Raw genomic sequence first — 22686 nt, forward strand, 5'->3', positions numbered from 1 at the left:
ACGCATCGCGCGTTGGAGTATGTCGATTTGCGCGGCCATCGCGCTGGGTTACGCCGCGTGGATCGCACTCGACATGATGCGTTCTTCCGCGGTGGTGCAGGCGGCCGACGCAGTGAGTGCGGCGAGCGAAGCGAACACAGCGTCCGCGAAGGACGTTGCGGGCGCATCGAATGGGCAAGCCGGCTCCACGTCCGCCAACGCTGCGAGCGATCATCCACCCATCGCGATTCACTTTTCCCTTGCCCAGCCGGGTTACGTGACGCTCGTCGTCGAAACGACGGACGGGCGCCGCGTGCGCAATCTCATCAGCGAAACGCCCTTTCCGGCCGGCGATAACACAGCATGGTGGGATGGCCTGGACGATCTGGGACGGGACCCCGATGCGGCGGCGCACGCGCAATACCGTATTCCTGGTCGGCTCGTTGCGCCGGGCACCTATCGCGTGCGTGGGCTCGTGAGACCCGCATTGAAGGCGCTCTACGAATTCAATCCCTATGATCCGGGGCAGCCGCCGTGGAAGACGGCGCAGCGCGACAGCGAATGGCTGGCCAATCATGCCGCGCCTTCGGCGGTGCTGTTCGTGCCGGGTGGTGCGAACGGTTCGCCGCATGCGGGTGCGGATGGCGTGCTCCTCGTCGGCAGTTTTGTCACCGAAGGCGGCAGCGGTCTTGCGTGGCTCGATACGCAAGGCAGGAAGCGCTGGGGCCAGACGTGGATGGGGGGCGTGTGGACCGGCGCGACGCAGCTTGCGCGCGATATGGGCGCGCATGCCGCGCCTGGGGTGTATGCCTACGCAGCCACCTCATGGCGAGGCGATCAGCCAGGGGACCATTACAGTGAACTGCGTTTGAGCGCGCTGATGACGGCGGGCGCGCAACGCAACGCGCCGGCCGATGCGCGTCTGGGGACTGGCGAGGACGTGCCCGTGCTCACGCCTGCTTATCGCATCGATGAGCCCCCCGATACGGTGAAGCCGTCGGCGGACGATCCATATCCCGAGCGTCACGCTGCGGTGTCCGGGCTGGCTGCTCGCGATGGCCTCGTCGTCGTGTCGTTGCGGGCGCTGAATCAGTTGCTGTTTGTGGATGCTACGCGGCATCGCATCGTGCAACGTGTGGCTCTTACTGATCCACGCGGGCTTGCGTTCGATGCGCAGGGGCATTTGCTGGCGCTATCGGGCCAGCGTCTGGTGCGGCTCGACGCGAGCCTGGACGGCAGCGGACAGTTGCATGCGTCCGCGCCGCAAGCGGTCATCGCCGCGGGGCTCGAAGATCCGCAATCGCTATGCGTCGATCAGAGCGGCGCGATCTATGTGAGCGACTGGGGCAAGAGCCATCAGGTGAAGGTCTTCGATGCTGCGGGCAAGCTGTTGCGCGTGATCGGCCGCGCGGCCGCTCCCGCTGTGGGGCCTTACGATCCGCAGCATATGAATCATCCCGCGGGCATTTCGCTCGATGGCAACGGGCATCTCTGGGTCGCCGAAAACGACAAGACGCCCAAACGCGTGAGCGTTTGGGACGTCGCCAGTGGCCGCCTCGTGAACGCGTTTTATGGGCCGCCGCGCTATGGCGGCGGTGGCACGCTCGATCCGCGCGACCGCACGCGCTTTGATTACGCTGACGAAGCGGGTGCGATCGAATTCAAGCTGGACTGGACGCATGGCACGAGCGTGCCATCGGCGATTCCCTACCGTGCCGATGGCGACGATCTCGGCCTGAGCGGCAACGATACCGGCGGCATGCCCGACTATCCGCTCTATCGTGGCAACGAGCGCTATCTGACCAATGCGCACAGCGCCCAGGTGACGGGCAGGCCGAGTGCGATCGTCTGGCATCTGGGCGCGGATGGCGTCGCGCATGCGGTGGCGGCTGCGGGCAGTACCTTCGACAGCGCGGGCAAGTTGCTGCCCGCCTTCGGCACCGACGCGATGCGCGCGCGCATGCCGCCCGGCAGTGATCCGCAGCACCGTGCGTTGCTGTTCCTCTGGCGCGACACGAACGGCGACGGTCGTCTATCGCCGGACGAAGTGACCTTCTGGCAGCCACAAGGCGAAGCGCGCGGCAACGCGGCGATGCTCGGCAATGTCACGGTACTCGACGATCTTTCGTTCGCGATTGCCTATGCGGGCAACGCCGCGGTGATGGTGCCCGCTACGTCGATTGGCGCGCACGGCGTGCCCGTCTACGATCTCGCACATGCGAAAACGCTCGCAAGCAATGTGCAGGCGCCTGTGAGCACGGGCGGCGGCCAGATGCTGGTGGCGCGCGACGGCTGGACCATCTTCACCACGCCGCCCGCACCCTTCGCGTCGCAAGGCGTCGGGGGCATGAACGCGCGGGGTGGCGCGTGGTCATATCCGAGTCTGTGGCCGGGTTTGCACGCTTCGCACGCCGCGCCAGTGCCGGCGAAGCCCGGCGAATTGATCGGCACCACGCGCGTGCTGGGCAATCCGTTCGACGCGCCCGCGCCTTCGGACGCAGGGCAACTGTGGGCGATCAACGGCAACGAGGGCAGCGTCTATCTCTTCACGACCGATGGCCTGTTCGTGGCGACGCTATTCAAGGACACGCGTCTTGATACCGCGCCGCCGCCACCCAAGGCGACGCGCGGTCTCGATCTTGCCGCCACGAGCCTCGGCCCGGAGTGCTTTCATCCGACCATCGTGCGCGCCGATGACGGCAACGTCTACATGCAAGCCGGTTCTACCGCGCCATTGCTGCGTATCGTCGGGCTGGATGGTGTGCGGCGTTTGCCGGATCAGCAGATTACGTTGAGCGCGCAACAACTCGTGGACGCGCAGCGCGAATCACGCGAATCTGCCGCGCGCGTGGCCGGTGCGAGCGCAGGCAACACCGTTCTGGACGTCGCGATACATGCCGAAGCGAGTGCGCAGAACTGGCCCGATTCGGCCACGCAATGGGCGAGCATCGACACGCGATCAGTCCAGGTGGGCGATTGGGGTCATCAGGATAGCGAAACGAAGGCCGCGCTGGCGATATTCGGCGACCGGCTTTATATCGCGGTGAAGACGGATACGCCCACGCTGCTCGACAATAGCGGCGAGGCTTTGCAGAATCTCTTCGCCACGGGCGGTGGCATCGATCTGATGCTCGGCGCGAACGCGGACGCCGACCCGAATCGCAGCAACGCCGTGAAAGGCGATGAACGTCTGGTGGTTTCGCGCGTGCACGATATGACCCGGGCCATGCTTTATCGTCCGGTGGCGGCTTCCGATGGCCTTGCGCCGATCACGTACAGCTCGCCGCTGCGCACGATTCATTTCGATCGCGTCGACGAGGTGAGCGATAAGGTCGATGTGTCGATCGAGCGTCAGCAGGCGGCGAATGGCCAGACTGCGGGGCAAGCTGCGGCGGATGTGCTGTACAAGGTGTCAGTGCCGCTGAACGTGCTAGGTCTGAATGCGACGGCGGGGCGCACGCTGGCTGGCGATATTGGCGTGCTGCGCGGCAATGGCTTTCAGACGCTGCAGCGGGCCTACTGGTCGAACAAGGCCGGTGGCCTGGTCAGCGACTTGCCAGGCGAGGCAGAACTGACGCCGAATCTATGGGGCAAGCTGCGATTCGTCGATGCGGCGAGTCAGTAACGCAAGTCGCTCATGCAGTCGAACAGAAAATTCAACGCGCGAGCGTCGCAGCAGCGGGTTCTTCGCGGGCTGCACGCCGCGCCTTGACGAAGCGCTCGCGCGCCTGACTGCACGGACGGTCCACATAAACGGTAATCGCGAAGGCAGCCGCATAGGCCAGCAGCACGAGCGGCAGCGTAGCGAGCGCGCGTGAAAAGTGCGACAGTGCCGCGATCTGCGGGACGTAATACGAAACGAAGAGCAACGGCAGCCAGTGCGCGAGATAAAGCGAATACGAAGCGTCGGATAGCAAACGATCGAGCTTGCCGCTTCGCACGCTCAGCGTACCCAGCGCAAAAGGCAGCGCCACGGCGGCAAGTGCCGCATTGAGAAGCGGATTCCACGCGAGATAAATCTCGCCGCGATGGGCGCCGCCAAACAACACGGGGCGCAGCGCCGGAACGCTGGCAAACAGCAGGATCGCGCCCACCGTGATCGCGCCCGAAGCGAGCGCCACACGGCGGCCCGGCAGCAGCGCAGGAAAGCGCGCGGCCAGCATGCCCGCGAGAAACCACGGTAGATACGACGTCGCGGCGCGATCGTGGAAGAGCGCGAACGACGCGACGCTCACACCCGCGCACAGCGCGACGGCGAGCAGGGCGCGCCGTTGCAGCAGCGCGATCAGGATCGGCGCGACCAGATAGAACTGCAATTCGATATCGAGCGACCAGGCGGGCACGAGCGGTGCGTTGACCGCCGTGTTATAGCCGAGGATGACGATGCTGGAGACCAGCGCGAGCGGGTCGGGCGGCGTCACCGGCACCGCAGGCGCGACGACCAGCGGCAGCACGAACAAGATCGTGAGCGCCGCGAAACTGCACAGCAGAAACACGGGTGCAAGCCGCCACACGCGCGAAACGATGAAGGTGGTGTAGGGCTCGCGTGTGGCCGAATACTTGTTCTGCCACATCGTGAAGACCCAATAGCCGCTCAGTGCGAAGAACAGATAGACCGGCATATGGCCGATGCCGAAGCTGGTGTAGTGAAACACCACGACAAGGGTCGCGAGCAAAAACCGCAGAGTACCTGGCGCCATCTTTTTCTCTCCTGGAGCGATCCTCCGCGCTTCCGCCTGGTCAGGCTTCGGATGCGGGGGCGCGCGACGGCTCGACCTGCAAGGCGGGGCGCGCGCGCAACAGCGTATCGAGTGCGTGACGCACGCGTGGGGTGTGCCGCTCGGCGAGCAGCGAAACGGTGTAGCAGTAGACGTAGACCAGCACGACCGCCGCGGCAAACAGCGCGATGCCGCGTGCGTCGGGACGCTGCGTGAAATGCAAGGCGAAACTTTGCGCCGCTGCCGCGCAGATCAGCAGCAGCGCCGGGAAGTGGAACAGATAGGTGGTGTATGAGAACTCGGCGAGCTGGTGATGCCATGCGGCGAACGGCAGCGCGCGCGTCAGACGGCTCGCGCTCGCGAGCGCTGCCGCATAGGCGATGCCGAGCACGAAGTCGCGTGCGAATGCGGCGAACAGATGAGTCTCGATAGCGCTGATGCCGTGTGTCATGCGCGAAGCGGCTAATGCGAGCGCGAACAAGGCGAAGCCTACGAGCGGGTGAGGACGCCAGGCGCCCGAATTCACCCAGCGGAAAGTCAGGACGCCGATCAACCAGACGACGCCCCATAGCATGATCGAAAACGGCAAAAGCAAGGCGAGCGCACCAGCCGCCAACGCCCAGCCAGCACGGCGGCCTTTCGCGCTCTTGAGCGCATAGGCGCCCAGCGCGAACACGCAGTAGTACCACCACTCGCAGGCGAGACTCCAGAGCGGGCCATTGCTGCCGAGCGTCTGCGTCAGCACGCCCTGCATCATGAAGAGATTGCCGAGAAAGGTCGGCAGATTCATCGTGGAGGCGATCACGTAGGTGATCGTCGCGATGGGCGGCTCGGGCATCGTCGTGTAGATGCCGCTTGCGTTGAACCAGCGCAGTCCGATGCTGTCGAGCGCGATGCCCGCGATCAGCGCCGGAATCAGCGTCGTATAGATGCGGCTCGCGCGCGCGGAGGCATAGGCGCGCAGATCCGGGCCGCGCTGCTGCCAGCGTTGCAACGTCGATCCGCCCACCAGGAAGCCGCTGATCACGAAAAAGATCACCACCGCTTCGTGGCCCAGGCCGGTGAAGAAATACAACGCGCGCAGCAACGGCCCATGCGCGCCGGTGGCCGCGAAATCGGCGAGCACGAGCGCGCGTGCGTGATTGACGACCACCAGCAACGCGGCGAACCAGCGCGACAGATCGAGGAAGGTGCTAAGCCCTGGCTTCATCGTGGCGAATGCTTGCGAATGTCGGGGCGAACGCCGGCGGCCGTCCGCACAGGCTGAATGGTTCGATCGATGCTACTGCCGCAAAAGCGCCGATGTGCGCCACGGTCTCGGCGTTGTGCGACATCGACACCCTCGGAGTGCAACGCCCGGGTGATTCTTGTGCGCTTGCGCACGTTAACAAACAGCGAGTGACAGCGGTGGCCGCCACCGGCGAGGCAATGGCGAGCGCGATCGCGCCCTTGCCCATACGCTCGAATTACGGGGCGACATTCAACGCTACGGCACCACTACGTCGAGGAAATAACGATGCGCACAATACGCAAGGCGGTTTTTCCGGTCGCGGGTCTTGGCACGCGCTTTCTTCCGGCCACCAAGGCGAGCCCGAAGGAGATGCTGCCCATCGTGGACAAGCCCCTGATCCAGTACGCCGTGGAAGAAGCCGCGGCGGCGGGCGTGACGGAAATGATCTTCGTGACGGGGCGCAGCAAGCGCGCTATCGAAGACCATTTCGACAAGTCCTACGAAATCGAAGCCGAACTCATGAGCCGCGGCAAGACCGAACTGCTGCGCGTCGTGCAGAGCATCAAGCCGCGTCACGTGACCTGCCTGTTCGTGCGTCAGGCCGAAGCGCTGGGTCTCGGCCATGCGGTGATGTGCGCGGAAAAGATCGTCGATGGCGAGCCGTTCGCCGTGATCCTCGCCGACGATCTGCTCGACGGCCAGCCGCCCGTGCTCTCGCAAATGCTCGATGTGTTCGGCCATTACGCATGTTCGGTGGTGGGCGTCGACCAGATCGAGCCGCACGAGAGCCGCTCGTATGGCGTGATCGACGGCCGCGCGTGGGACGATCGCATCTTCCGCATGAACGGTATCGTCGAAAAGCCGGACCCCGCCGATGCCCCGTCGCGCCTCGGTGTGGTGGGGCGCTACGTGTTCACGCCAGGCATCTTCGAGCATTTGCGCCGCCTCACGCCGGGCGCGGGCGGCGAAATCCAGCTGACGGACGCGATCCTCTCGCTGCTCGCGCGTGAACAGGTGTTGGCCTATCGCTTTCGCGGCAAGCGTTACGACTGCGGCAGCAAGATCGGTTATCTGAAGGCGACCGTCGAGTTCGCGCTGCGCCATCCGGAAGTGGGCGAGGGCTTCGAGCGCTACCTCGAAGAGCTGGCGTTCGAGACGGAGGCGGCCGCGCAGCGGACGAAGGTGGCATGAGCACCGCGCCACTCACGCTGGTGCGGGCGCTTGATGCGGCGATAGCCGAGCCGTTCAGCGATGGCTCGCCCGCGCTCGATGAAGGCGAGTTTCTGTCGGCGGTGCGGCTCACGCCGCTGGTGGCCATCGACCTGATCATCACCGACGAGGCGGGCCGCGTGCTGGTGGGCTATCGGCGCAACCGGCCCGCGCGCGGCAGCTGGTTCGTGCCGGGCGGGCGCATCCGCAAGAATGAGACGCTCGATGCGGCGTTCACGCGCATTGTCGAGGCCGAACTGGGCATGGCGGACGTCTCGCGCAGGCAGGCGTCGTTCTACGGGCTCTACGAGCATCACTACCCCGACAACTTCGCGGGTCGCGAAGGCGTGCCGACGCACTACGTGGTGCTGGCGCACATCATGGCGATCGAGAATGCGCGCAGCGTCGGGCGGCCCGAGCAGCACAGCGAATATGCGTGGCTGTGGCCCGACGCGCTGCTGGCGCAGGATGACGTTCACGAGAACACTAAGGCCTATTTCCGCTGATTTGCGGGCGTGTCACAGGCCAGGGACGCCGCGCCGGTGCACGGCGCGGTTTTCGTTTTGGCTCAGACACTTGGGTGAATCGCCCAGAGCTTATCCACAAGCCTCTCAACAATTTCTGTGGAAAACTTTTCTGGGGTGGCGGGCGCCTGCAATGCGATGTTTGAGGATTTGTTCTTTTACATCAGCAGGTTGGCGCGGATTTCCCGGTGTTACCCACAAGGCTGTCCAGAAAATCTGTGGATAACCGGGCGTGCTGAAACCCCCGCCCTCACACCTTCCGCACAAACTCCGTCTTCAGGCTCATTGCGCCAAAGCCATCGATCTTGCAGTCGATGTCGTGGTCGGCGTCCACCAGACGGATGTTCTTCACCTTGGTGCCCATCTTGACCACGCCCGAGGAGCCCTTGAGCTTCAGGTCCTTGATGACCGTCACCGTGTCGCCGTCCTGAAGCACATTGCCCGCCGAATCGCGATAGACCTTTGCCGCTTCGGTTAGCTCGGTCGCCTGGCGCGGCCATTCATGTGCGCATTCCGGGCAGACGAAGTTATCGCCGTCCTCATAGGTGAATCCGGAGTTGCATTGCGGGCAGGCGGGAAGGGTGCTCATGGCGGTGATCCTTGGTACGAAATGGGGCAAAAAACGAGCGCAAAAGTATACCGTGGACACCTGGCAGCCTATCCCGGATTCCCGTCCTCTGCACGATCCCGCACCCCATGTCATAGTGTGAGCCGCCTTAAATCAGAACTCGCATCATGTCCGACACCTACTTTTACGACCCCGCCGCCGGCCACGGTCTGCGTCACGATCCCTTCAAGGCCATCGTCGCGCCGCGTCTGATCGGCTGGATCTCCAGCCAGTCGCCGCAAGGCGTGCTGAACCTCGCGCCGTACAGTTTTTTTGGCGCCTTCGCCACATTTCCCGCTGTGATTGGCTTTTGCAGCGAAGGCCGCAAGGACAGCATTAGCAATATCGAAGCCACCGGCGAGTTCGTCTGGAATCTCGCCTCGCGCCCGCTCGCCGAGCAGATGAATCGCAGTTCCGCGCCCGTTGCCGCCGATGTCGACGAATTCGCGCTGTCCGGCCTCACGCCCGCGCCGGGCCGCAACGTCGCGGTCCCGCACGTGGCCGAAGCGCCCGCCGCGCTCGAATGCAAGCTGCTGCAGATCGTGCGCCTGAACGCGCTCGACGGCACGCCGATGGACAACTGGCTCGCGCTCGGCCAGGTGGTGGGCGTGCATATCCGCCAGGAGTTTCTGAAGGACGGTCTCTTCGATACCCACGCCGCGCAACCCATCATGCGCGCCGGCTATCGCGCGGACTATGCGCAGATCGGCGAGATGTTCCAGATGGTGCGGCCCAGCGCCTGAGCGCACGGGGCGCGCGGATCGCCCGCATTGCTCCCCACGCCGCACGCGCCGATAATGGCCCCACATCGCGCGTCGCGCGGGGGAGACAGTCCATGCAATCTCCGACCGGCTCGGTCGTGGCGCTCAGTTCGGCGGCCTCGACGATGTTTTCGATCGGCATGATCTTTCTTGGCTACTGGGGGCTGCACGAGCCGTCGCCGTGGCGCATTGGCGACCGCGTGATCGTGCTGCTGGCGCTGGCCGGGTTCGCGTGTCTCGGCAGCGTGCCGTGGCTGGCCACTTCGCCCGCGCCGCCCGGCGACGAGCGGCGTTTCCTGCTGGCGCGTCGCGCATTCGTGGCCGGTGCGGGCGCGGTGTGGATCTCGATTGCGCTGTCGCTGGTGCTCTAACCGCGAGCCAGGTGCGCGTTTTGAAGGTCGCCTGAAAGGGCCGTCGCGCAGTTTTGGTACGATGCACGCTTTGCCAGCCATCCTGTTGCCCGCGTGAAGCGTTCCGTGTCGTTTATCCGCGCCCAAGCCGCGAAGTGGTCCTCCCGCCTGAAGCCTTTGATGTCGCGAGTCTGCGCACTCGCGCGCCCACGCCTCGCGCAGGCTTTCCATCATCTGCGTCATCCGACCCGGCGCGGCGTGCTGATCGCCGTGGCGGCCGTGCCCGCCGCCGTCGTGCTCTACGTGCTGGTGCTGATTCCGTTTACGCCCAGCATCGGCGACATCCGCAAGGCGCGCGTCGATCAACCGGCGCAGATTCTCTCGGCGGATGGCAAAGTGCTCGCCGAATTCAAGCCCTCGAACCGCGAATGGGTGCCGCTCGCGCAAATATCGCCGCATATGGTCGACGCGCTGATCTCGACCGAGGATCACCGCTTCTACGAACACCACGGTATCGATTTCAAGCGCACGGCGGGCGCGGCGCTGCATACCTTCTCGGGCGACCGCCAGGGCGGCTCGACCATCACGCAGCAGCTCGCGCGCAATCTGTATCCCGATGAAATCGGCCGCGCGCCCACGCTCACGCGCAAGATCAAGGAGGCGATTACCGCCTCCAAGATCGAGGCCGTCTACAGCAAGCCGCAGATTCTCGAAACCTATCTGAACACGGTGCCGTTCCTGTACAACGCGTTCGGCATCGAGATGGCGGCGCGCACGTACTTCGGCGTATCGGCGGATCAGTTGACAGTGCTGCAGGCCGCCACGCTCACCGGCATGCTCAAGGGCAACGCCTATTACAACCCGGTGATCAATCCCGAGCGCGCGCTCGCGCGCCGCAACACTGTGCTTTCGCAGATGGTGAAGTACGGCAAGCTGACGCCCGCGCAGTTCGCGACGCTTTCGAAGAAGCCGCTGCGTCTGGATTTCGAGCGTCAGACGGAGCCGCCGGGCCCCGCGCCGCATTTCGCGCAGCAGTTGCGCAAGTGGCTGATCGCGTGGGCCGACCGCAACGACTACAACATCTATTCCGACGGTCTGGTGGTTCGGACCACGATCGATTCGCGTCTGCAGGCGATGGCCACGGCCTCGCTCAAGCAGCACGCCAATCAGTTGCAGGGCATCGCGAACGGCGCGTGGAGCGGACGTAACGGCTGCTCGGCGGATAACGATCTGTTCAAGAGCTTCATGCGCGAAACGCCCGATTACAAGGCGGCGCACGACGCGGGCGCAAGCGACGCGGACGCACTCAAGAAGCTTGCCTCGGACCGCAATTTCATGCGCGGCCTGTGCAAGGCGAAAACCGATGTGCAGGCGGGCTTCATCGCCATCGATCCGCGTGACGGCCAGATCAAGGCGTGGGTGGGCAGCCGCGACTTCCAGGACGAGCCCTTCGATCACGTGCAGCAGGCGCGCCGTCAGCCGGGTTCGACGTTCAAGGCCTTTGTGTACGGCGCGGCGTTCGCCAATGGCGCGAAGCCGTCCGACACGATCATCGACCAGCCGGTGGAAATGCCGCTCGAAGGCGGCGAAATCTGGCGTCCTAACGATGATGTGCCGCCCAGCAACAAGCCGATGTCGCTGCGCGACGCGCTGGCGTTTTCGCGCAACCGCATCACCGCGCAGGTGATGCAGGCGGTGGGGCCGGACAAGGTCGCGCGTCTCGCGCGGGCGATGGGCGTGCGCGACAGCCAGCTCAACGCGGTGCCGTCGCTGGCGCTCGGCACCAGCTCGGTCACGCTCAAGGAAATGGTGTCGGCGTACAGCACGATTGCCAACGACGGCGTCTATCTGGAGCCGCGCATGGTCACGCGTATCGAGGACAGCAAGGGCGATGTGCTGGCGGAATTCGGCAGCGCCTCGCCCGAGCGAGCCCTGTCGGCGGACGCGGATCGCACGCTGCTCGATACCATGCGCGATGTGGTGAATCGCGGCACGGGTTCGAGCATCCGCACGCGCTTTGGCATTCGCGCCGACGTGGCGGGCAAGACCGGCACGACCCAGGACAATGCGGACGGCTGGTTCATCCTGATGGACCCGCAACTGGTGGCGGGCGCGTGGGTGGGCTTCGACGATGGCCGCGTGACGCTCAATAGCGATTACTGGGGGCAGGGCGCGCGCAGCGCGCTGCCGATCGTCGGCGACTTCTTCCAGCGCGCGCTGCGTCAGCGCATCGTCGATCCGCGTGCGCGCTTCGATACCGAAGTCACGCCGGGTGCGTTCGAGCAGTTCCGCGATCGTCTGAAGACCTGGATGGATTCGCTGTTCGCGTCGAAGGAACCTGAAGCGCCGCGTCCGGTGACGCCGATCAAGCGCGCTCCGGCGCCGGAGCCGTCCGAAGTGCCGCCGTCGAGCGGCGTGCAGGCGGTGAGCCCGGCGGCTTCGGAAGCGGCGGCGGCATCGGAGGCGGCGGCAGCGTCTGCGATCCTGAACGGCGTGACGCCGCCAGCGTCGAACCTGCCGCCGATACTCGGGCCGTCGGGGGCGTCGCATGCTCCCGCTGCGCAACCGTCGCCGTCGTCGCAGCAGCCGCCGTATCCGTCGCAGGAGCCGTCGCTCGCGCCCACGCCGACGCCTGACGATAACGATTCGAGCGGCGGCGCGCCGGCCCAGTACACGCCGCCGCAGAACAACTGACGCGGTAGCGTCGCGCGGTAAGGGGACGCGCGGGGGCGCGTGAACGGCGCCCCCATCGCGCCATTTCCCTTACGCGGCAAGCGTCAGCGTATGCGTATGCGCCGATGCGGCGCTGGCGCTTTCGGCCCACGGGAGCGCGTAGCGCCGTTCGGCGTCCCATTGCGCGAACGTGGGCCGCAACGCCAGCGCGCTGTACGGCACACGCCCGAGGCCGCGCCAGACGAACGACTCGCGCACCTCGAATACCTCATCCACCAGACTTTGCGCATGCATGTCGCCGGCTTCGGTCACGGCGCGTGCGTACTGGTTTTCCGTATCGGCGCGGCATTCGTTGATCTGCGTGACGAGCATCAGCACGGCTTGCAGCACGTCGATGGTCTGCGGTCCCGCGATCACGACCGGCTTGACGAAATCGCGCGAAATCGACCGATAAGGCGCCACGCCGATTACCCGGCTGACATGCGAAGGCGCGAGAAACCCGTTGAGTTGCGCGTGTTCGCCGATGGCATCGTCGGCGGCCAGATGGCGCATGGCTGCGGGCGTCAGCATATGGCTACCGAGCACGGTGAAGTTGGGGCACGCGAGCGCGCGCGCCTGCATCAGCGCGTCGGCGGTCGCGAGCATGGCCGCTTCAAAGCCGGTGGCGAGATAGACGACTTCACGCTGCGGCTGGGCGCGTGCGAGCGCCAATGCATCGCCGGGCGTGTCGAGCACGACGATGTCCGCGCCCGCCGTACGGGCCTCAAGCACATTCGCGTGCACCGCTCCCGGCACGCGCAGCATGGCATCGCTCACGCAGAGCGTGACGCCCTGTCCATGCGCGAGATCGATGATGCGATCGACCTGGCTGGCGGGCAGCAGGCACTCGGGGCAGCCGGGGCCGTGTATCAGCTCGACCTGCGGCGGCAGCAGCGCGGCCAGACCGTGGCGCGCGATCGCCTGCGCGTGGCCGCGGCAAAAACTCATTAACCGATATTGGCGGCGCAGTTCGACGGCGTCGTGGATGCGCGCGCAAAGACCGCGCGCGAAGACGGAGTGGTGGAGGTCGTCGGTGGGTTTCATGGCGGGATGGTCTCGCCGGAATCGCCCGGATGTGCGATTTCGGAGTCGCTTCGGAATCCTTTGTTTATTTTGCGAGTGTGATATCAGCGTGCCGGCTCACGACCGCGAAATAGCGGGCCAGGCCGCCTGACGCGTGCGTCTCGTCGAGATCGCCGCGGGCGATGGCGTCGAGCAGATCGAGCGCCGCGTCGATGGCTCGCGCTCGCCCCGAATCGATCACCGCGCGCGCCGCGCCGTCCGAAGCCAGCACCCACGCGCCCTCGGGCAGCGGCCCGGTATGCGCGAGGCCGAGTGCGCAGGCGCCATGGCGCGTGACGGCCTGCGCGGCGAGACCTTCGGCGCAGACGATGCGCGCGGGCAGGCCAATGACGGCGTCCAGGCTGCGCGACGAGAGTGAAGCGGCGGCTGGCGGCCCGGATAGTCGGGTGGATCGGGTGGACCGGGTGGAGTGGGCGAATCGGGGCATGACGTTTGGGGCAAGGCGAGCGGTTTTGAGGCGCGCTGAAAATGACGGCGAAAGTTAGCAGCATCTCGCAAGCCGCCTGTGGGCGCGCGCGGAGGCTGTTGATCCTGCGCAAGCGAAAGTCGGGCTGACGCTATGCCCGGTAAAGGTCTGAGGCGCAAGCGGGCGAGCGGGCGGGACGGGCAAAACGTTGCGTTATGTTGCGGATGGAGGGTCGGCGCATGGGTCAGGTGAGGAGGGATATCCACAGTTTTTGTTCACAGCCTTGTGGAAAACCTGTCCGCATCCTGCTCAAGCTATTGATCCGATGGGTTTTTTCTCCAACGGCCACGAAGCGCGCCAACACAGCTTGCAACGGTCCCGCCGCGCCCATTTCGTCTGCGCCACCCCGCACGGGCGATAATGCCGGGCGCGGGCCGCTGGCCCTCCCACCATTGGAGTCCAAGTCGATGTTCCCGAAGTTTCCGAAGTTGCATTTGTCCCCACTGCTGCGTGCGCTCGGTGCGTGTGCCATGTTCGCCACCTCGCTGCCGACCTTCGCGCAGGCGCTGCCTGCTCCTGCCAGCGCGGCCAGCGCCACCGCAGCAGGTGCTGCTTCAGGCCTGCCGGCCGGCGCGATGGCCGTGGTCAACGGCGTGCAGATTCCGCAAGCCGCGCTCGATACCGCGGTGCAGACCGTCATCAGCCACAACCAGGACGCAACCGATACGCCCGAACTGCGCAAGGCGCTCAAGCAGCAGCTGATCGTGCGCGAAGTAATGCGCCAGCAAGCCGTCAAGGCGCACTACGACCAGCGCCCCGAAGTCGTTCAGGCCAATGACGCCAGCAAGACCGACATTGAGATCCGTTCCTGGATGCAGGACAACGTGCACGTCCCCGCGCCGACCGAGCGCGAAATCCGCGCGCGCTATGACAGCACCAATGTCGAACTCGGCAAGTTCGAATTCAAGCCGCAGGTGATCGTGGTGGCCGACCAGAAGCTTGCGCAGGACGTTATCGCGAAGGCGAAGGCGGGGCAGCCGTTCGACGCGCTGGCTCGCGATTACAGCATGGTGCCGTCGAAGGCCAATGGCGGCGAAATGCCGTGGGTCAGCTTCAAGACGCCGGTCAAGGACGGCCAGACGCACGGCGTGCCGACCGATTTCGCCCGTGCGCTGGCGCAACTGAAGGTGGGCGGCGTGGCGCCGCAGCCGGTGCGCTCGAATCAGGCCTGGGTGGTGGTGAAGCTCCAGGACAAGCGCGCGATGAAGGTGCAGCCGTTCAACGAGGTGAAGGACGAAATCCGTCGCGAACTGACCGCCGAGGCGATGGACGCGGGCGCAGAAAAGCTCGTCAAATCGCTGGTGCAGAGCGCGACCATCGTTCAGTAACGCTCGCGAGTCGCAAGGTGGGCGCTTGAGTGTCGATCAAGCGCCCACGCTGAATTACCGCTCGCCGCGCAGCTTGAACACGCTCACCAGCTGCGCGAGCGTGGCGGCCTGTTCCGACAGCGCCGCAGCGGCGCGCTCGGCGTCGCCCACGAGGATGGCGTTCTGCTGCGTCGCCTCGCCGATCTGCGACACGGCGATGTTCACCTGCTCGATGCCGCCCGACTGCTCGCGCGACGCCACGCTGATCTCGGCGATGATCGAGCGCACTTCCTCCACGCGCGTGACGATGTCGCGCATCGTCGTGCTCGCTTCGCCCGCGATGCGGTAACCCGTATCGACCGTCTCCGACGATTCCGCGATCAGCACCGCGATCTCGCGCGCCGCCGCCGCGCTGCGCTGCGCGAGCGCGCGCACTTCGCTCGCCACCACCGCGAATCCCTTGCCGTGTTCGCCCGCGCGCGCCGCTTCCACGGCCGCGTTGAGCGCGAGGATATTGGTCTGGAACGCGATACCGTCGATCACGCTGGTGATGTCGGTGATCTTTTGCGAGGCGCGGCTGATGTCCTGCATCGTCGCGACCACGCGTTCGACTGCGCGACCGCCGTCGAGCGCCGCGTCGGCGGCGCCCGTCACCACGGCGTTGGCGCGCTGGGCGTGATCGGCGTTCTGCTGCACCGTCGAGGTGATTTCCTCCATGCTCGCGGCCGTTTCTTCGAGGCTGCTCGCCTGGCTGGCGATGCGTTCGGCGATTTCGCCGCTGCTGGCGGCGATGCGTCCGGTGTCGTCGCTCATCTGCGCACTCGCGCCGCGCACCTGCGCGACGATCTGCGCAAGACCCACGCCGATGCCGTCGATGGCCTGGGTGAGGCGGCCGATTTCGTCGGCGCTCTGCGCGGCGGCAGAAACTGCCGACGCACCCGAAGCGCCCGCGAGCGAATCGAGCGAACCGTGCGAGGCGCTCGCGTGTTGTGCCGCGCCGATCCGCACGGTCAGGTCACCCGCCGCCAGGCGGCCCGCGGCGTGCGCGGCGGCGTCGAGCGGCTGGCTCACCATGCGTCGCGCCGCGTAGATCGCCAGCGCCGCAAACAGCACGACGAGCGCGAAGCCGATCGCCAGGAAGCGGTTACGCGTGGCGTTCACTTCGGCCATGATTTCGTCGCGCGGCACCACGCCGCCCACGATCCACTGCCATTGCGGCGCGCTCACGAACGAGACGAGCTTCGCGCGCGGCGCGCGCTCGCCGAGCGTGGCGTCGGCGCTGGTGTAATCGAAGGTGCCTTCGTGCGCGTCGAGCATGCGCGACCAGGGCGCGTTGGCATCGTCGAAATGCTGGCCCGCCGCGGCCGGATGCACGAGGAAGGTGCCGCGCGCGGGGCCGCCGGACGCGTCCATCACGAAGTAATAGCCGGTGTCGCCGAGCTTGAGCTTGCCGATCTCGGCCTTGATCGCCGCGATCTGTTTGTCCACGTCCACGCCCACGAAGAGCGCGCCGATCACCTTGCCGCTCGCGTCGGTGATGGGTTTGTATTCGGTGATGTACTGCTTGCCGAACAGTTGCGCGAGGCCCGAGTAGCTGCGCCCGCCCATGATCGGCTCGTAGGCCGGGCCCTTGCGGTCGAGCAGCGTGCCGATCGCGCGCGAGCCGTCCTGCTTCTTGAGCGAGGTCGTCACGCGCACGAAGTCGTCGCCGCTGCGTGCGAACACGGTGGCGATCGCGCCGCTGCGCGAGAGGAACTGATCGGGAATCGAAAAGTCGAGGTTCAGCACGTGATCGCCCACCTTGAAGGTCGGCGTGGCCTTGCCGCCGATATCGACGGTCTGCGTGGGATCGAGCGCGAAGTCGCCGGGCAGGAAGCTCGCGAAGAGCGTCATCGCGCGGTCGACTTCGGCGTCGAGCGCGCTGTCGATCAGCGAGATTGTCGAGGCAACCGAATTGTCCTTTTCGGCGATGCGCGCGCGCACCTGCTCGCCAACCTGGGTGGAGGCGCTATGGGTGAGCGCCAGGGTGAAGGCGATAAAGATCGCCGCGACGATCACGCACGAGAGCAGCGCGAGGCGCACACCGACACTGGTGCGTCGCTGGACGAATGAAATCATTGAAGCGGTTCCTGAAAAAACGATGCTGGGAACTGGCGCTTTCGAAGCGCTGGCATACGGATTACGGCCAGCTTTTGCGATCCTTGAGGGGTGCGACGTAAAAAGCGCGAACGTTTGCGTCGTTATCGCGGCATGCGTCTATATGGGGTGCGAACGCGAGACCCCGGAGCGCCAGGCATGGCGCTGGATGCGCGGCGAAGCAGCGCCCAGAAAGCGTTATAACCGCTGAGATATTTCGCACGCTGAAATAATTATTTGTTGCGTGCGCAATCGTCTAAGGAATGGGGGGCTGGCGCGGCTCGTGCGAAGCCGCGCCTTGCGCGGCCGCGTTAGCGACGCTCGCGCCAGGTGCGCAGGAGCAGCGCGTTGGTCACCACGCTCACGCTCGAAAACGCCATGGCGGCGCCCGCGAGCATCGGGTTGAGCAGGCCGAACGCGGCGAGCGGAATGCCGATCAGGTTATAGACGAAAGCCCAGAACAGGTTCTGCTGGATCTTGCGCCACGTGCGCCGCGAGATGTCGATGGCGGCGGCCACCAGCGCCGGATCGCCGCGCATCAGCGTGATGCCGGCGGCCTGCATGGCGACGTCGGTGCCGGTGGCCATGGCGATGCCGATGTCGGCGGCGGCGAGCGCCGGCGCGTCGTTGATGCCGTCGCCTGCCATCGCGACGATCGCGCCCGTGCGGATCTTCAGGTCGCGCACGGTTCGCGCCTTGTCGTCGGGCAGCACCTGGGCATGCACTTCGTCGATGCCGAGCTGCGTTGCCACGGCCTGTGCGCTGCCCGCGTTATCGCCGGTCACCAGCACGCTGCGGATGCCCATTGCCTTCAGGCGCGCGATGGCGTCGCGTGCGGTCGGCTTGATAGTGTCGCCGAAAGCGAGCAGGGCCAGGACGGTTTGCGCTTGCGTGTCCATCAGCCATGACACCGTGTTGCCTTGCGCTTCGAGCGCATGGGCGCGTTCGGCGAGCGCCGGTGCAATCGCGAATTTGAGTTCGTCGACCCAGCGCGCACTGCCGATCGCGAGGCGGCGGCCATCGACATGCGCTTCCACGCCGCGTCCGGGCACCGCGCGAGCATTGGCGGCGGCGGGGAGCGCCGCGCCTTGCGCCTCTGCCGCGAAGGCGTTGACGACCGCTTTCGCGAGCGGATGATCGCTGTGCTGCTGGACGGCCGCCGCGAGCGCCAGTGCATCGGCGTGCGCGACGCCGTCCGCCGTCTCGAACGCCGCGAGCGAAGGCTGGCCGAGCGTCAGCGTGCCGGTTTTGTCGAAGGCGACGACGCCGACGTCGTGCGCGGTTTCAAGTGCTTCGGCATCCTTGATGAGTACGCCGTGGCGCGCCGCGACGCCCGTTCCCGCCATGATCGCGGCAGGCGTGGCAAGCCCCAGCGCACACGGGCAGGCGATCACCAGCACGGCCACGGCGTTGAGAATCGCCGTTTCGGCGGAAGCGCCCGCGAGCAGCCAGCCGCCCAGCGTGAGCGCGGCGATCACGAGGATTGCTGGCACGAACACCGCGCTCACGCGATCGACCAGACGCTGGATGGGCGCTTTTTCCGCTTGCGCGTTTTCGACCAGACGGATGATGCGCGCGAGCGTCGTTTCCGCGCCGATGGCGGTCGTGCGCACGGCCAGCAGCCCTTCGCCGTTGATCGAACCGGCGGTGACGCTGTCGTCGGGCGACTTCGGCACGGGCAGGCTCTCGCCTGTAATCAGCGATTCGTCGATATGGCTGCGGCCTTCGAGCACGACGCCGTCGGTTGGCATCCGCTCGCCGGGACGCACGACCACAATTGCACCGACGCGCACCTGCGCGAGCGGCACCTCGCGCTCCACGCCGTGCTCGCGGATGCGCGCGCGCTCGGGGCGCAGGGCGTTGAGCGCGCGGATCGCGTCGGTGGTCTGGCGCTTGGCGCGCGCTTCGAGCCATTTGCCGAAGCGCACCAGCGTGATGACGACCGCCGAGGCCTCGAAGTACAGATGCGCGGTCTGGCCGGGATGCGCGAGCATCGCGTAGACGCTCACGCCCCAGGCCGCCGAGGTGCCCAGCGCGACCAGCAGATCCATATTGCCCGCGAAGGCGCGCACGGCTTTCCAGGCGGCGCGGTAGAAGCGCGCGCCGAAGCCGAACTGCACGACCGAGGCGAGCACGAATTGCGCGGCGGCGGGCAGCATCCAGTGCAGGCCGAGCCAGTGGCCGAACATCGGCACGACGAGCGGCACGGTGAGGACGCCTGAGATCAGCACGGCGCGCAGTTCGCGGCGCGCGGCGATTTCAGCGAGGGCCGCGCGAGAGGGCGGCGCTTCGGTAGCGGACGAGGGTTCTACGGCGGCGGGCGGGTTTTTGTCGATGGGCGTCGCTTCGTAGCCGGCCTTGTGCACGGCGGCAACGAGGCGCTCGCGCATGGCGTCGTCGAACGGCGCATCCAGGCGCACCGAGGCTTCTTCGGTGGCGAGGTTGACGCTGGCGCTGGTCACGCCCGGCACGCGTGCGAGCACTTTTTCGACGCGATTCGAGCACGCCGAACAGGTCATGCCGCCGATGGCGAAGCTGGCGCTGTCGTCTTCGACGGCAGCGGGTTCGGGAGCTGCAACGGGCGTGGCCTCATAGCCGGCCTTCTCGACGGCGGCTACGAGTTGCTGGCTCAAGGCGCTGACGCTGTGAGGATCGGCGGTGGTTTCGACGGTGGCGCGTTCGGTGGCGAGATTGACGCTGGCGCGCGTGACGCCGGGCACTTTCGCCAGCGCCTTTTCCACGCGCATCGCACACGATGCGCAGGTCATGCCGCGAATGTCGAGCTGTGCCTGCCCGGCTTTTTCGGCGTTCGCGACGAGAAGGGGTTCGTTCATGATGTTCAAACGCAAAGGCGATCTGATTCGATATGAAGCAGTATCTACGTTCCCATGATGGGAAGGTCAAGGGCGACGTGTTATTGCAAATGGGGCGCGATTGATGCGGATGCGCTCGCGGGCTTTGGCGACGGTATAGAACCCTGAACTTCCCGGTAAGATGATGGATCACGCCTTTGTAAACAATCCCGGGAGCCGCCGCTGGCGGTGCGGAGTACGCCATGATTCGCAATGAGATTTCGCACTTACGGTCCTTCGGGCAATTTGTCGAGTTTCAGGCCGCCCGCAGTGTCGAGCTTCTCGCGGCGATCGACGACGTCATCTATGCGTGCTGGGCGGAACGCGATCAGTTGATTTCGCTGACGGGCACGGCGCACGAATTTATCCAGGCGCTCAAGCGGGCAAAGGGGCCGCTGGACCAGGACGGCTCGGCGCTGGTGAAGCTCGAAGCCGCCCGAGACGCGCTCGGCTGCTCGTTCGAGGCGCATTCCGAACTGCGCGCGACTGCCGCGCAGAATCCCGAACTGCATGAAGACGACGGCGTTGTCGAGGCATTCGACGGCCTGCTCGATGCACTGGCTGCCGCCCATAACGCCCTGAACGACCTGTGCTGGGCGCTGGGCGAGCACGAAGCCGATTTCGATAAAGTCGCGGGCGGCAAGCACACATCCGCCGCGGACCTGATCGCAGCCCTGAAGGGATAAGCCTTGGCGATCGAATCCGTTCAGTTCACGGCGCGCTTCCAGAAAGAATACAAGGCGCTGAGCCATGAGTTGCGGGACGAGGTCGATCAGGTGTTGCGGGATCTGCTCAAAAATCCCATTCCTCCCGGCCGCCGGTTTCATTCGCTTGGCGGCTACAAGAATCCCAAGCTCTACACCATCGATGTGACCGTCAATCGTGCGTACAAGATTTCGCTCGAACTCGATGGCACGCTCGCGACCTTGAGGCGCGTCGCGACACACAAGCAGATCGATCGCAAGCCTTGAGCTGGCCGGTGGCTCAAACCCCGCGATCACCCGTCCCCGCCGTAACTCAGAATTCCACCCATCACACTTTTCTTGGGCCGAAGCGGACGATACGATACCATCCGGCGGCATTGGCCCCGCTGCGCGCACTGGACCAACAGCCCTTGGGGGGGCTGGCGCGTGGCGTTTGAGGCCGGTCGACGTCACTTCATGGACCGCCCGCTTCGTATAGAACCAACAAATGACAACAACACGTCGCACTATTCCTTTTTTTCGCGCCTGCGCCGCTTTGGCGGGCGTAGCGCTCATCGCCGGATGCGCGTCCACGCCTGAAAGCGTTGCGCCCAAAAGCAACGGCTGGGTCAAGGACGAGGTTTCCGATTCTTATGTGTTCGGCTATCCGCTCGTGCTGATGGACGTGTCGCGCGCGGCCGCCACCGGCAGCGCGCCTGGCCAGGCCGCGGCGAACACGCTGCGCAATGCGCAAGCGCTGCCGCCGGTTGGCGCATCGAGCCCGCCCGAACCGAATCTCGACACGCTCGTGTCATCCGGCTGGCTCGATCTGGGCAGCGAGCCGGTGCTGATTTCGTTGCCTGACACGCATGGCCGCTACATGGATGCGCGCGCGCTCGACATGTGGACCAATGTGCTCTGGTCGACGGCGTCACAAGCCAACGAACGTGTGAACGGTCTGAAGGCGCAAACGATTGCGTTCGTGCCCGCTGGCTGGAAGGGCACGCTGCCCGCGCGCGTGAAGCGTATCGACGTCAGCACGCGTTATGCGTGGTTCATCGCGCGCATCCAGACGCGCGGCGGCGCGGATCTGAACGCGGTGCGCCGTCTGCAGCGCAGCCTGCGCGTGGCGCCGCTGTCGGCGTGGGACGCTCACGGCAAGCGCGCCGCGCAGGCCGACGCCCAGACGGGCGCGGGCCTGAGCGGCGATCCGGTCGCCACGGGCACGCCGTCGGCGCAGGTTGCGGCGCTCGACGCCAATGGCTTCTTCAGCCGCCTGGCGCTGGCGATGGAAGACAACGCGCCGGTGCCCGACGATCAGCACGCGATCAAGATTCTCGGCGACATCGGCGTGCAGGCCGGCGACGCGGCGCAACTGCCCTCGGGCAGCAAGGACATGGCGCTGGTCAATGCGGGCCTGGCCGATGGCCGCACGCGCGTGGCGACGCCGCCGTCGAACCTGCTGGCGGGCAACGGCTGGACGTGGATCGGCGACGATGCGGGCAACTATGGTCCGGACTACGCGCTGCGCGCTTACGCGGCGTGGGCGTCGCCGGGTCTGCCGACGAGCCGCGACGAAGTGCGCGCACGCGTCGCGCAGGACACGGACGGTCACGCGCTCAACGGCGCGAACCGCTATGTGATCCACTTCTCCGCGAAGCAGGTGCCGCCGGTGCGCGGCTTCTGGTCGATCACGGCCTACACGACGGACGGCGCGCTCGACGGCGACGCGCCGGTGCGCATTGCGTTCGGCGATCGCAATGGTGCGCACCGCAACCGCGACGGTTCGATCGACGTGCACGTGAGCGCCGATCGTCCGCGCGGCGGCAGCAACTGGGTGCCTGCGCCAAAGGGCGATTTCCGTCTCGTGCTGCGCATGTACGCACCGAAGCCGCAGGCAACCGACGGCAGCTGGCAGCCGCCTGCCATCGAGCGTCAGTGATGCGTCGGTAAGAGGTCAGCGGAGCGGCGCGCACGCCGCTCCGCGAAGCTCATGAAGCGGCGGCCACGCCGCTTTTTTTCTTTGCCTGCCGCGTTCTGCGGTGTGTGCTTTCTTCCCTCCGTCACG

The 22686-nt window shown here is 66.0% G+C and carries 17 protein-coding genes; 10 read left to right on the top strand and 7 right to left on the bottom strand.

The features are described 5' to 3' along the window. Nucleotides 1–19 precede the first annotated feature (19 nt). A complete protein-coding gene (locus F3J17_RS30490; RefSeq protein WP_205195035.1) occupies nucleotides 20–3604 on the top strand; it encodes a hypothetical protein in 3585 nt (1194 codons plus the stop codon). Nucleotides 3605–3635: 31 nt separating this feature from the next. Here the strand turns inward: F3J17_RS30490 and F3J17_RS30495 are convergent, their stop codons facing one another. Together F3J17_RS30495 and F3J17_RS30500 are read right to left on the bottom strand one after the other, a co-directional pair. Then, nucleotides 3636–4679, bottom strand: coding sequence for an acyltransferase (locus F3J17_RS30495; RefSeq protein WP_167068289.1), 1044 nt, complete (start codon nucleotides 4677–4679; stop codon nucleotides 3636–3638). Nucleotides 4680–4719: 40 nt separating this feature from the next. After that, complete coding sequence (locus F3J17_RS30500; protein ID WP_167068293.1) at nucleotides 4720–5907, bottom strand: acyltransferase family protein; 1188 nt, start codon at nucleotides 5905–5907, stop codon at nucleotides 4720–4722. A 306-nt stretch (nucleotides 5908–6213) separates the two neighbouring features. Between F3J17_RS30500 and galU the strand changes: the two genes are divergently transcribed. Together galU and F3J17_RS30510 are read left to right on the top strand one after the other, a co-directional pair. Beyond that, the gene (gene galU, locus F3J17_RS30505; protein ID WP_167068296.1) at nucleotides 6214–7119 is read left to right on the top strand and encodes a UTP--glucose-1-phosphate uridylyltransferase GalU; all 906 of its coding nucleotides are present in this window, start codon (nucleotides 6214–6216) and stop codon (nucleotides 7117–7119) included. After that, entirely contained in the window at nucleotides 7116–7643 is a 528-nt protein-coding gene (locus F3J17_RS30510; protein ID WP_167068299.1) for a GDP-mannose mannosyl hydrolase, read from the top strand. Before galU ends, F3J17_RS30510 begins: the two co-directional genes overlap by 4 nt. A 268-nt stretch (nucleotides 7644–7911) precedes the next feature. On the opposite strand, the gene F3J17_RS30515 is transcribed toward F3J17_RS30510, so the two are convergent. Continuing rightward, complete coding sequence (locus F3J17_RS30515) at nucleotides 7912–8250, bottom strand: zinc ribbon domain-containing protein YjdM (RefSeq protein WP_167068302.1); 339 nt, start codon at nucleotides 8248–8250, stop codon at nucleotides 7912–7914. Between the two features lie 146 nt (nucleotides 8251–8396). Here F3J17_RS30515 and F3J17_RS30520 point away from each other — a divergent pair, with 146 nt between their 5' ends. The 3 genes from F3J17_RS30520 (at nucleotide 8397) to F3J17_RS30530 (ending at nucleotide 12073) form a co-directional block, all read left to right on the top strand. Then, nucleotides 8397–9011: a flavin reductase family protein gene (locus F3J17_RS30520; RefSeq protein ID WP_167068305.1), complete on the top strand. Its 615-nt coding sequence runs from the start codon at nucleotides 8397–8399 to the stop codon at nucleotides 9009–9011. Between the two features lie 92 nt (nucleotides 9012–9103). After that, nucleotides 9104–9400 carry a hypothetical protein gene (locus F3J17_RS30525; protein ID WP_167068308.1) on the top strand — a complete coding sequence of 99 codons (297 nt, stop codon included), beginning with the start codon at nucleotides 9104–9106 and terminating at the stop codon, nucleotides 9398–9400. Nucleotides 9401–9559: 159 nt separating this feature from the next. Then, complete coding sequence (locus tag F3J17_RS30530) at nucleotides 9560–12073, top strand: transglycosylase domain-containing protein (RefSeq protein WP_167068310.1); 2514 nt, start codon at nucleotides 9560–9562, stop codon at nucleotides 12071–12073. Nucleotides 12074–12142: 69 nt separating this feature from the next. On the opposite strand, the gene hypD is transcribed toward F3J17_RS30530, so the two are convergent. Both hypD and F3J17_RS30540 read right to left on the bottom strand, forming a co-directional pair. Further along, nucleotides 12143–13135: a hydrogenase formation protein HypD gene (gene hypD / locus F3J17_RS30535; protein ID WP_167068313.1), complete on the bottom strand. Its 993-nt coding sequence runs from the start codon at nucleotides 13133–13135 to the stop codon at nucleotides 12143–12145. 64 nt (nucleotides 13136–13199) lie between these two features. Next, complete coding sequence (locus F3J17_RS30540; RefSeq protein ID WP_167068346.1) at nucleotides 13200–13601, bottom strand: hypothetical protein; 402 nt, start codon at nucleotides 13599–13601, stop codon at nucleotides 13200–13202. 446 nt (nucleotides 13602–14047) lie between these two features. On the opposite strand from F3J17_RS30540, the gene F3J17_RS30545 reads away from it, so the two are divergent. Continuing rightward, nucleotides 14048–14968 (top strand): peptidyl-prolyl cis-trans isomerase, encoded by a 921-nt coding sequence (locus tag F3J17_RS30545; RefSeq protein WP_167068349.1) that lies wholly within the window; start codon nucleotides 14048–14050, stop codon nucleotides 14966–14968. A gap of 54 nt (nucleotides 14969–15022) precedes the next feature. Here the strand turns inward: F3J17_RS30545 and F3J17_RS30550 are convergent, their stop codons facing one another. Beyond that, the gene (locus tag F3J17_RS30550; protein ID WP_205195036.1) at nucleotides 15023–17065 is read right to left on the bottom strand and encodes a methyl-accepting chemotaxis protein; all 2043 of its coding nucleotides are present in this window, start codon (nucleotides 17063–17065) and stop codon (nucleotides 15023–15025) included. A gap of 329 nt (nucleotides 17066–17394) precedes the next feature. Continuing rightward, nucleotides 17395–19917, bottom strand: a complete 2523-nt coding sequence (locus F3J17_RS30555; protein WP_167068352.1) for a heavy metal translocating P-type ATPase — start codon at nucleotides 19915–19917, stop codon at nucleotides 17395–17397. Nucleotides 19918–20138: 221 nt separating this feature from the next. Between F3J17_RS30555 and F3J17_RS30560 the strand changes: the two genes are divergently transcribed. The 3 genes from F3J17_RS30560 to F3J17_RS30570 all read left to right on the top strand — a co-directional run bounded on the left by F3J17_RS30560 (nucleotide 20139) and on the right by F3J17_RS30570 (nucleotide 22560). Further along, a complete protein-coding gene (locus F3J17_RS30560) occupies nucleotides 20139–20621 on the top strand; it encodes a hypothetical protein (protein ID WP_167068355.1) in 483 nt (160 codons plus the stop codon). A 3-nt stretch (nucleotides 20622–20624) separates the two neighbouring features. Then, the gene (locus tag F3J17_RS30565) at nucleotides 20625–20906 is read left to right on the top strand and encodes a hypothetical protein (RefSeq protein ID WP_167068358.1); all 282 of its coding nucleotides are present in this window, start codon (nucleotides 20625–20627) and stop codon (nucleotides 20904–20906) included. A gap of 220 nt (nucleotides 20907–21126) precedes the next feature. Then, nucleotides 21127–22560, top strand: coding sequence for a DUF1254 domain-containing protein (locus F3J17_RS30570; protein ID WP_167068361.1), 1434 nt, complete (start codon nucleotides 21127–21129; stop codon nucleotides 22558–22560). Nucleotides 22561–22686 lie beyond the last annotated feature (126 nt).

The organism is Burkholderia sp. Ax-1719 (genome assembly GCF_011753055.1).
Lineage (GTDB): Bacteria > Pseudomonadota > Gammaproteobacteria > Burkholderiales > Burkholderiaceae > Paraburkholderia.

What these genes read in the sequence shown, in the direction of transcription:
- F3J17_RS30555 (WP_167068352.1), bottom strand. Translation starts at nt 19,917, where the DNA reads ATGAACGAACCCCTTCTCGTCGCGAACGCCGAAAAAGCCGGGCAGGCA.
- F3J17_RS30510 (WP_167068299.1), top strand. Translation starts at nt 7,116, where the DNA reads ATGAGCACCGCGCCACTCACGCTGGTGCGGGCGCTTGATGCGGCGATA.
- hypD (WP_167068313.1), bottom strand. Translation starts at nt 13,135, where the DNA reads ATGAAACCCACCGACGACCTCCACCACTCCGTCTTCGCGCGCGGTCTT.
- galU (WP_167068296.1), top strand. Translation starts at nt 6,214, where the DNA reads ATGCGCACAATACGCAAGGCGGTTTTTCCGGTCGCGGGTCTTGGCACG.
- F3J17_RS30530 (WP_167068310.1), top strand. Translation starts at nt 9,560, where the DNA reads ATGTCGCGAGTCTGCGCACTCGCGCGCCCACGCCTCGCGCAGGCTTTC.
- F3J17_RS30500 (WP_167068293.1), bottom strand. Translation starts at nt 5,907, where the DNA reads ATGAAGCCAGGGCTTAGCACCTTCCTCGATCTGTCGCGCTGGTTCGCC.
- F3J17_RS30520 (WP_167068305.1), top strand. Translation starts at nt 8,397, where the DNA reads ATGTCCGACACCTACTTTTACGACCCCGCCGCCGGCCACGGTCTGCGT.
- F3J17_RS30570 (WP_167068361.1), top strand. Translation starts at nt 21,127, where the DNA reads ATGACAACAACACGTCGCACTATTCCTTTTTTTCGCGCCTGCGCCGCT.
- F3J17_RS30495 (WP_167068289.1), bottom strand. Translation starts at nt 4,679, where the DNA reads ATGGCGCCAGGTACTCTGCGGTTTTTGCTCGCGACCCTTGTCGTGGTG.
- F3J17_RS30545 (WP_167068349.1), top strand. Translation starts at nt 14,048, where the DNA reads ATGTTCCCGAAGTTTCCGAAGTTGCATTTGTCCCCACTGCTGCGTGCG.
- F3J17_RS30550 (WP_205195036.1), bottom strand. Translation starts at nt 17,065, where the DNA reads ATGATTTCATTCGTCCAGCGACGCACCAGTGTCGGTGTGCGCCTCGCG.
- F3J17_RS30525 (WP_167068308.1), top strand. Translation starts at nt 9,104, where the DNA reads ATGCAATCTCCGACCGGCTCGGTCGTGGCGCTCAGTTCGGCGGCCTCG.
- F3J17_RS30540 (WP_167068346.1), bottom strand. Translation starts at nt 13,601, where the DNA reads ATGCCCCGATTCGCCCACTCCACCCGGTCCACCCGATCCACCCGACTA.
- F3J17_RS30490 (WP_205195035.1), top strand. Translation starts at nt 20, where the DNA reads ATGTCGATTTGCGCGGCCATCGCGCTGGGTTACGCCGCGTGGATCGCA.
- F3J17_RS30515 (WP_167068302.1), bottom strand. Translation starts at nt 8,250, where the DNA reads ATGAGCACCCTTCCCGCCTGCCCGCAATGCAACTCCGGATTCACCTAT.
- F3J17_RS30560 (WP_167068355.1), top strand. Translation starts at nt 20,139, where the DNA reads ATGATTCGCAATGAGATTTCGCACTTACGGTCCTTCGGGCAATTTGTC.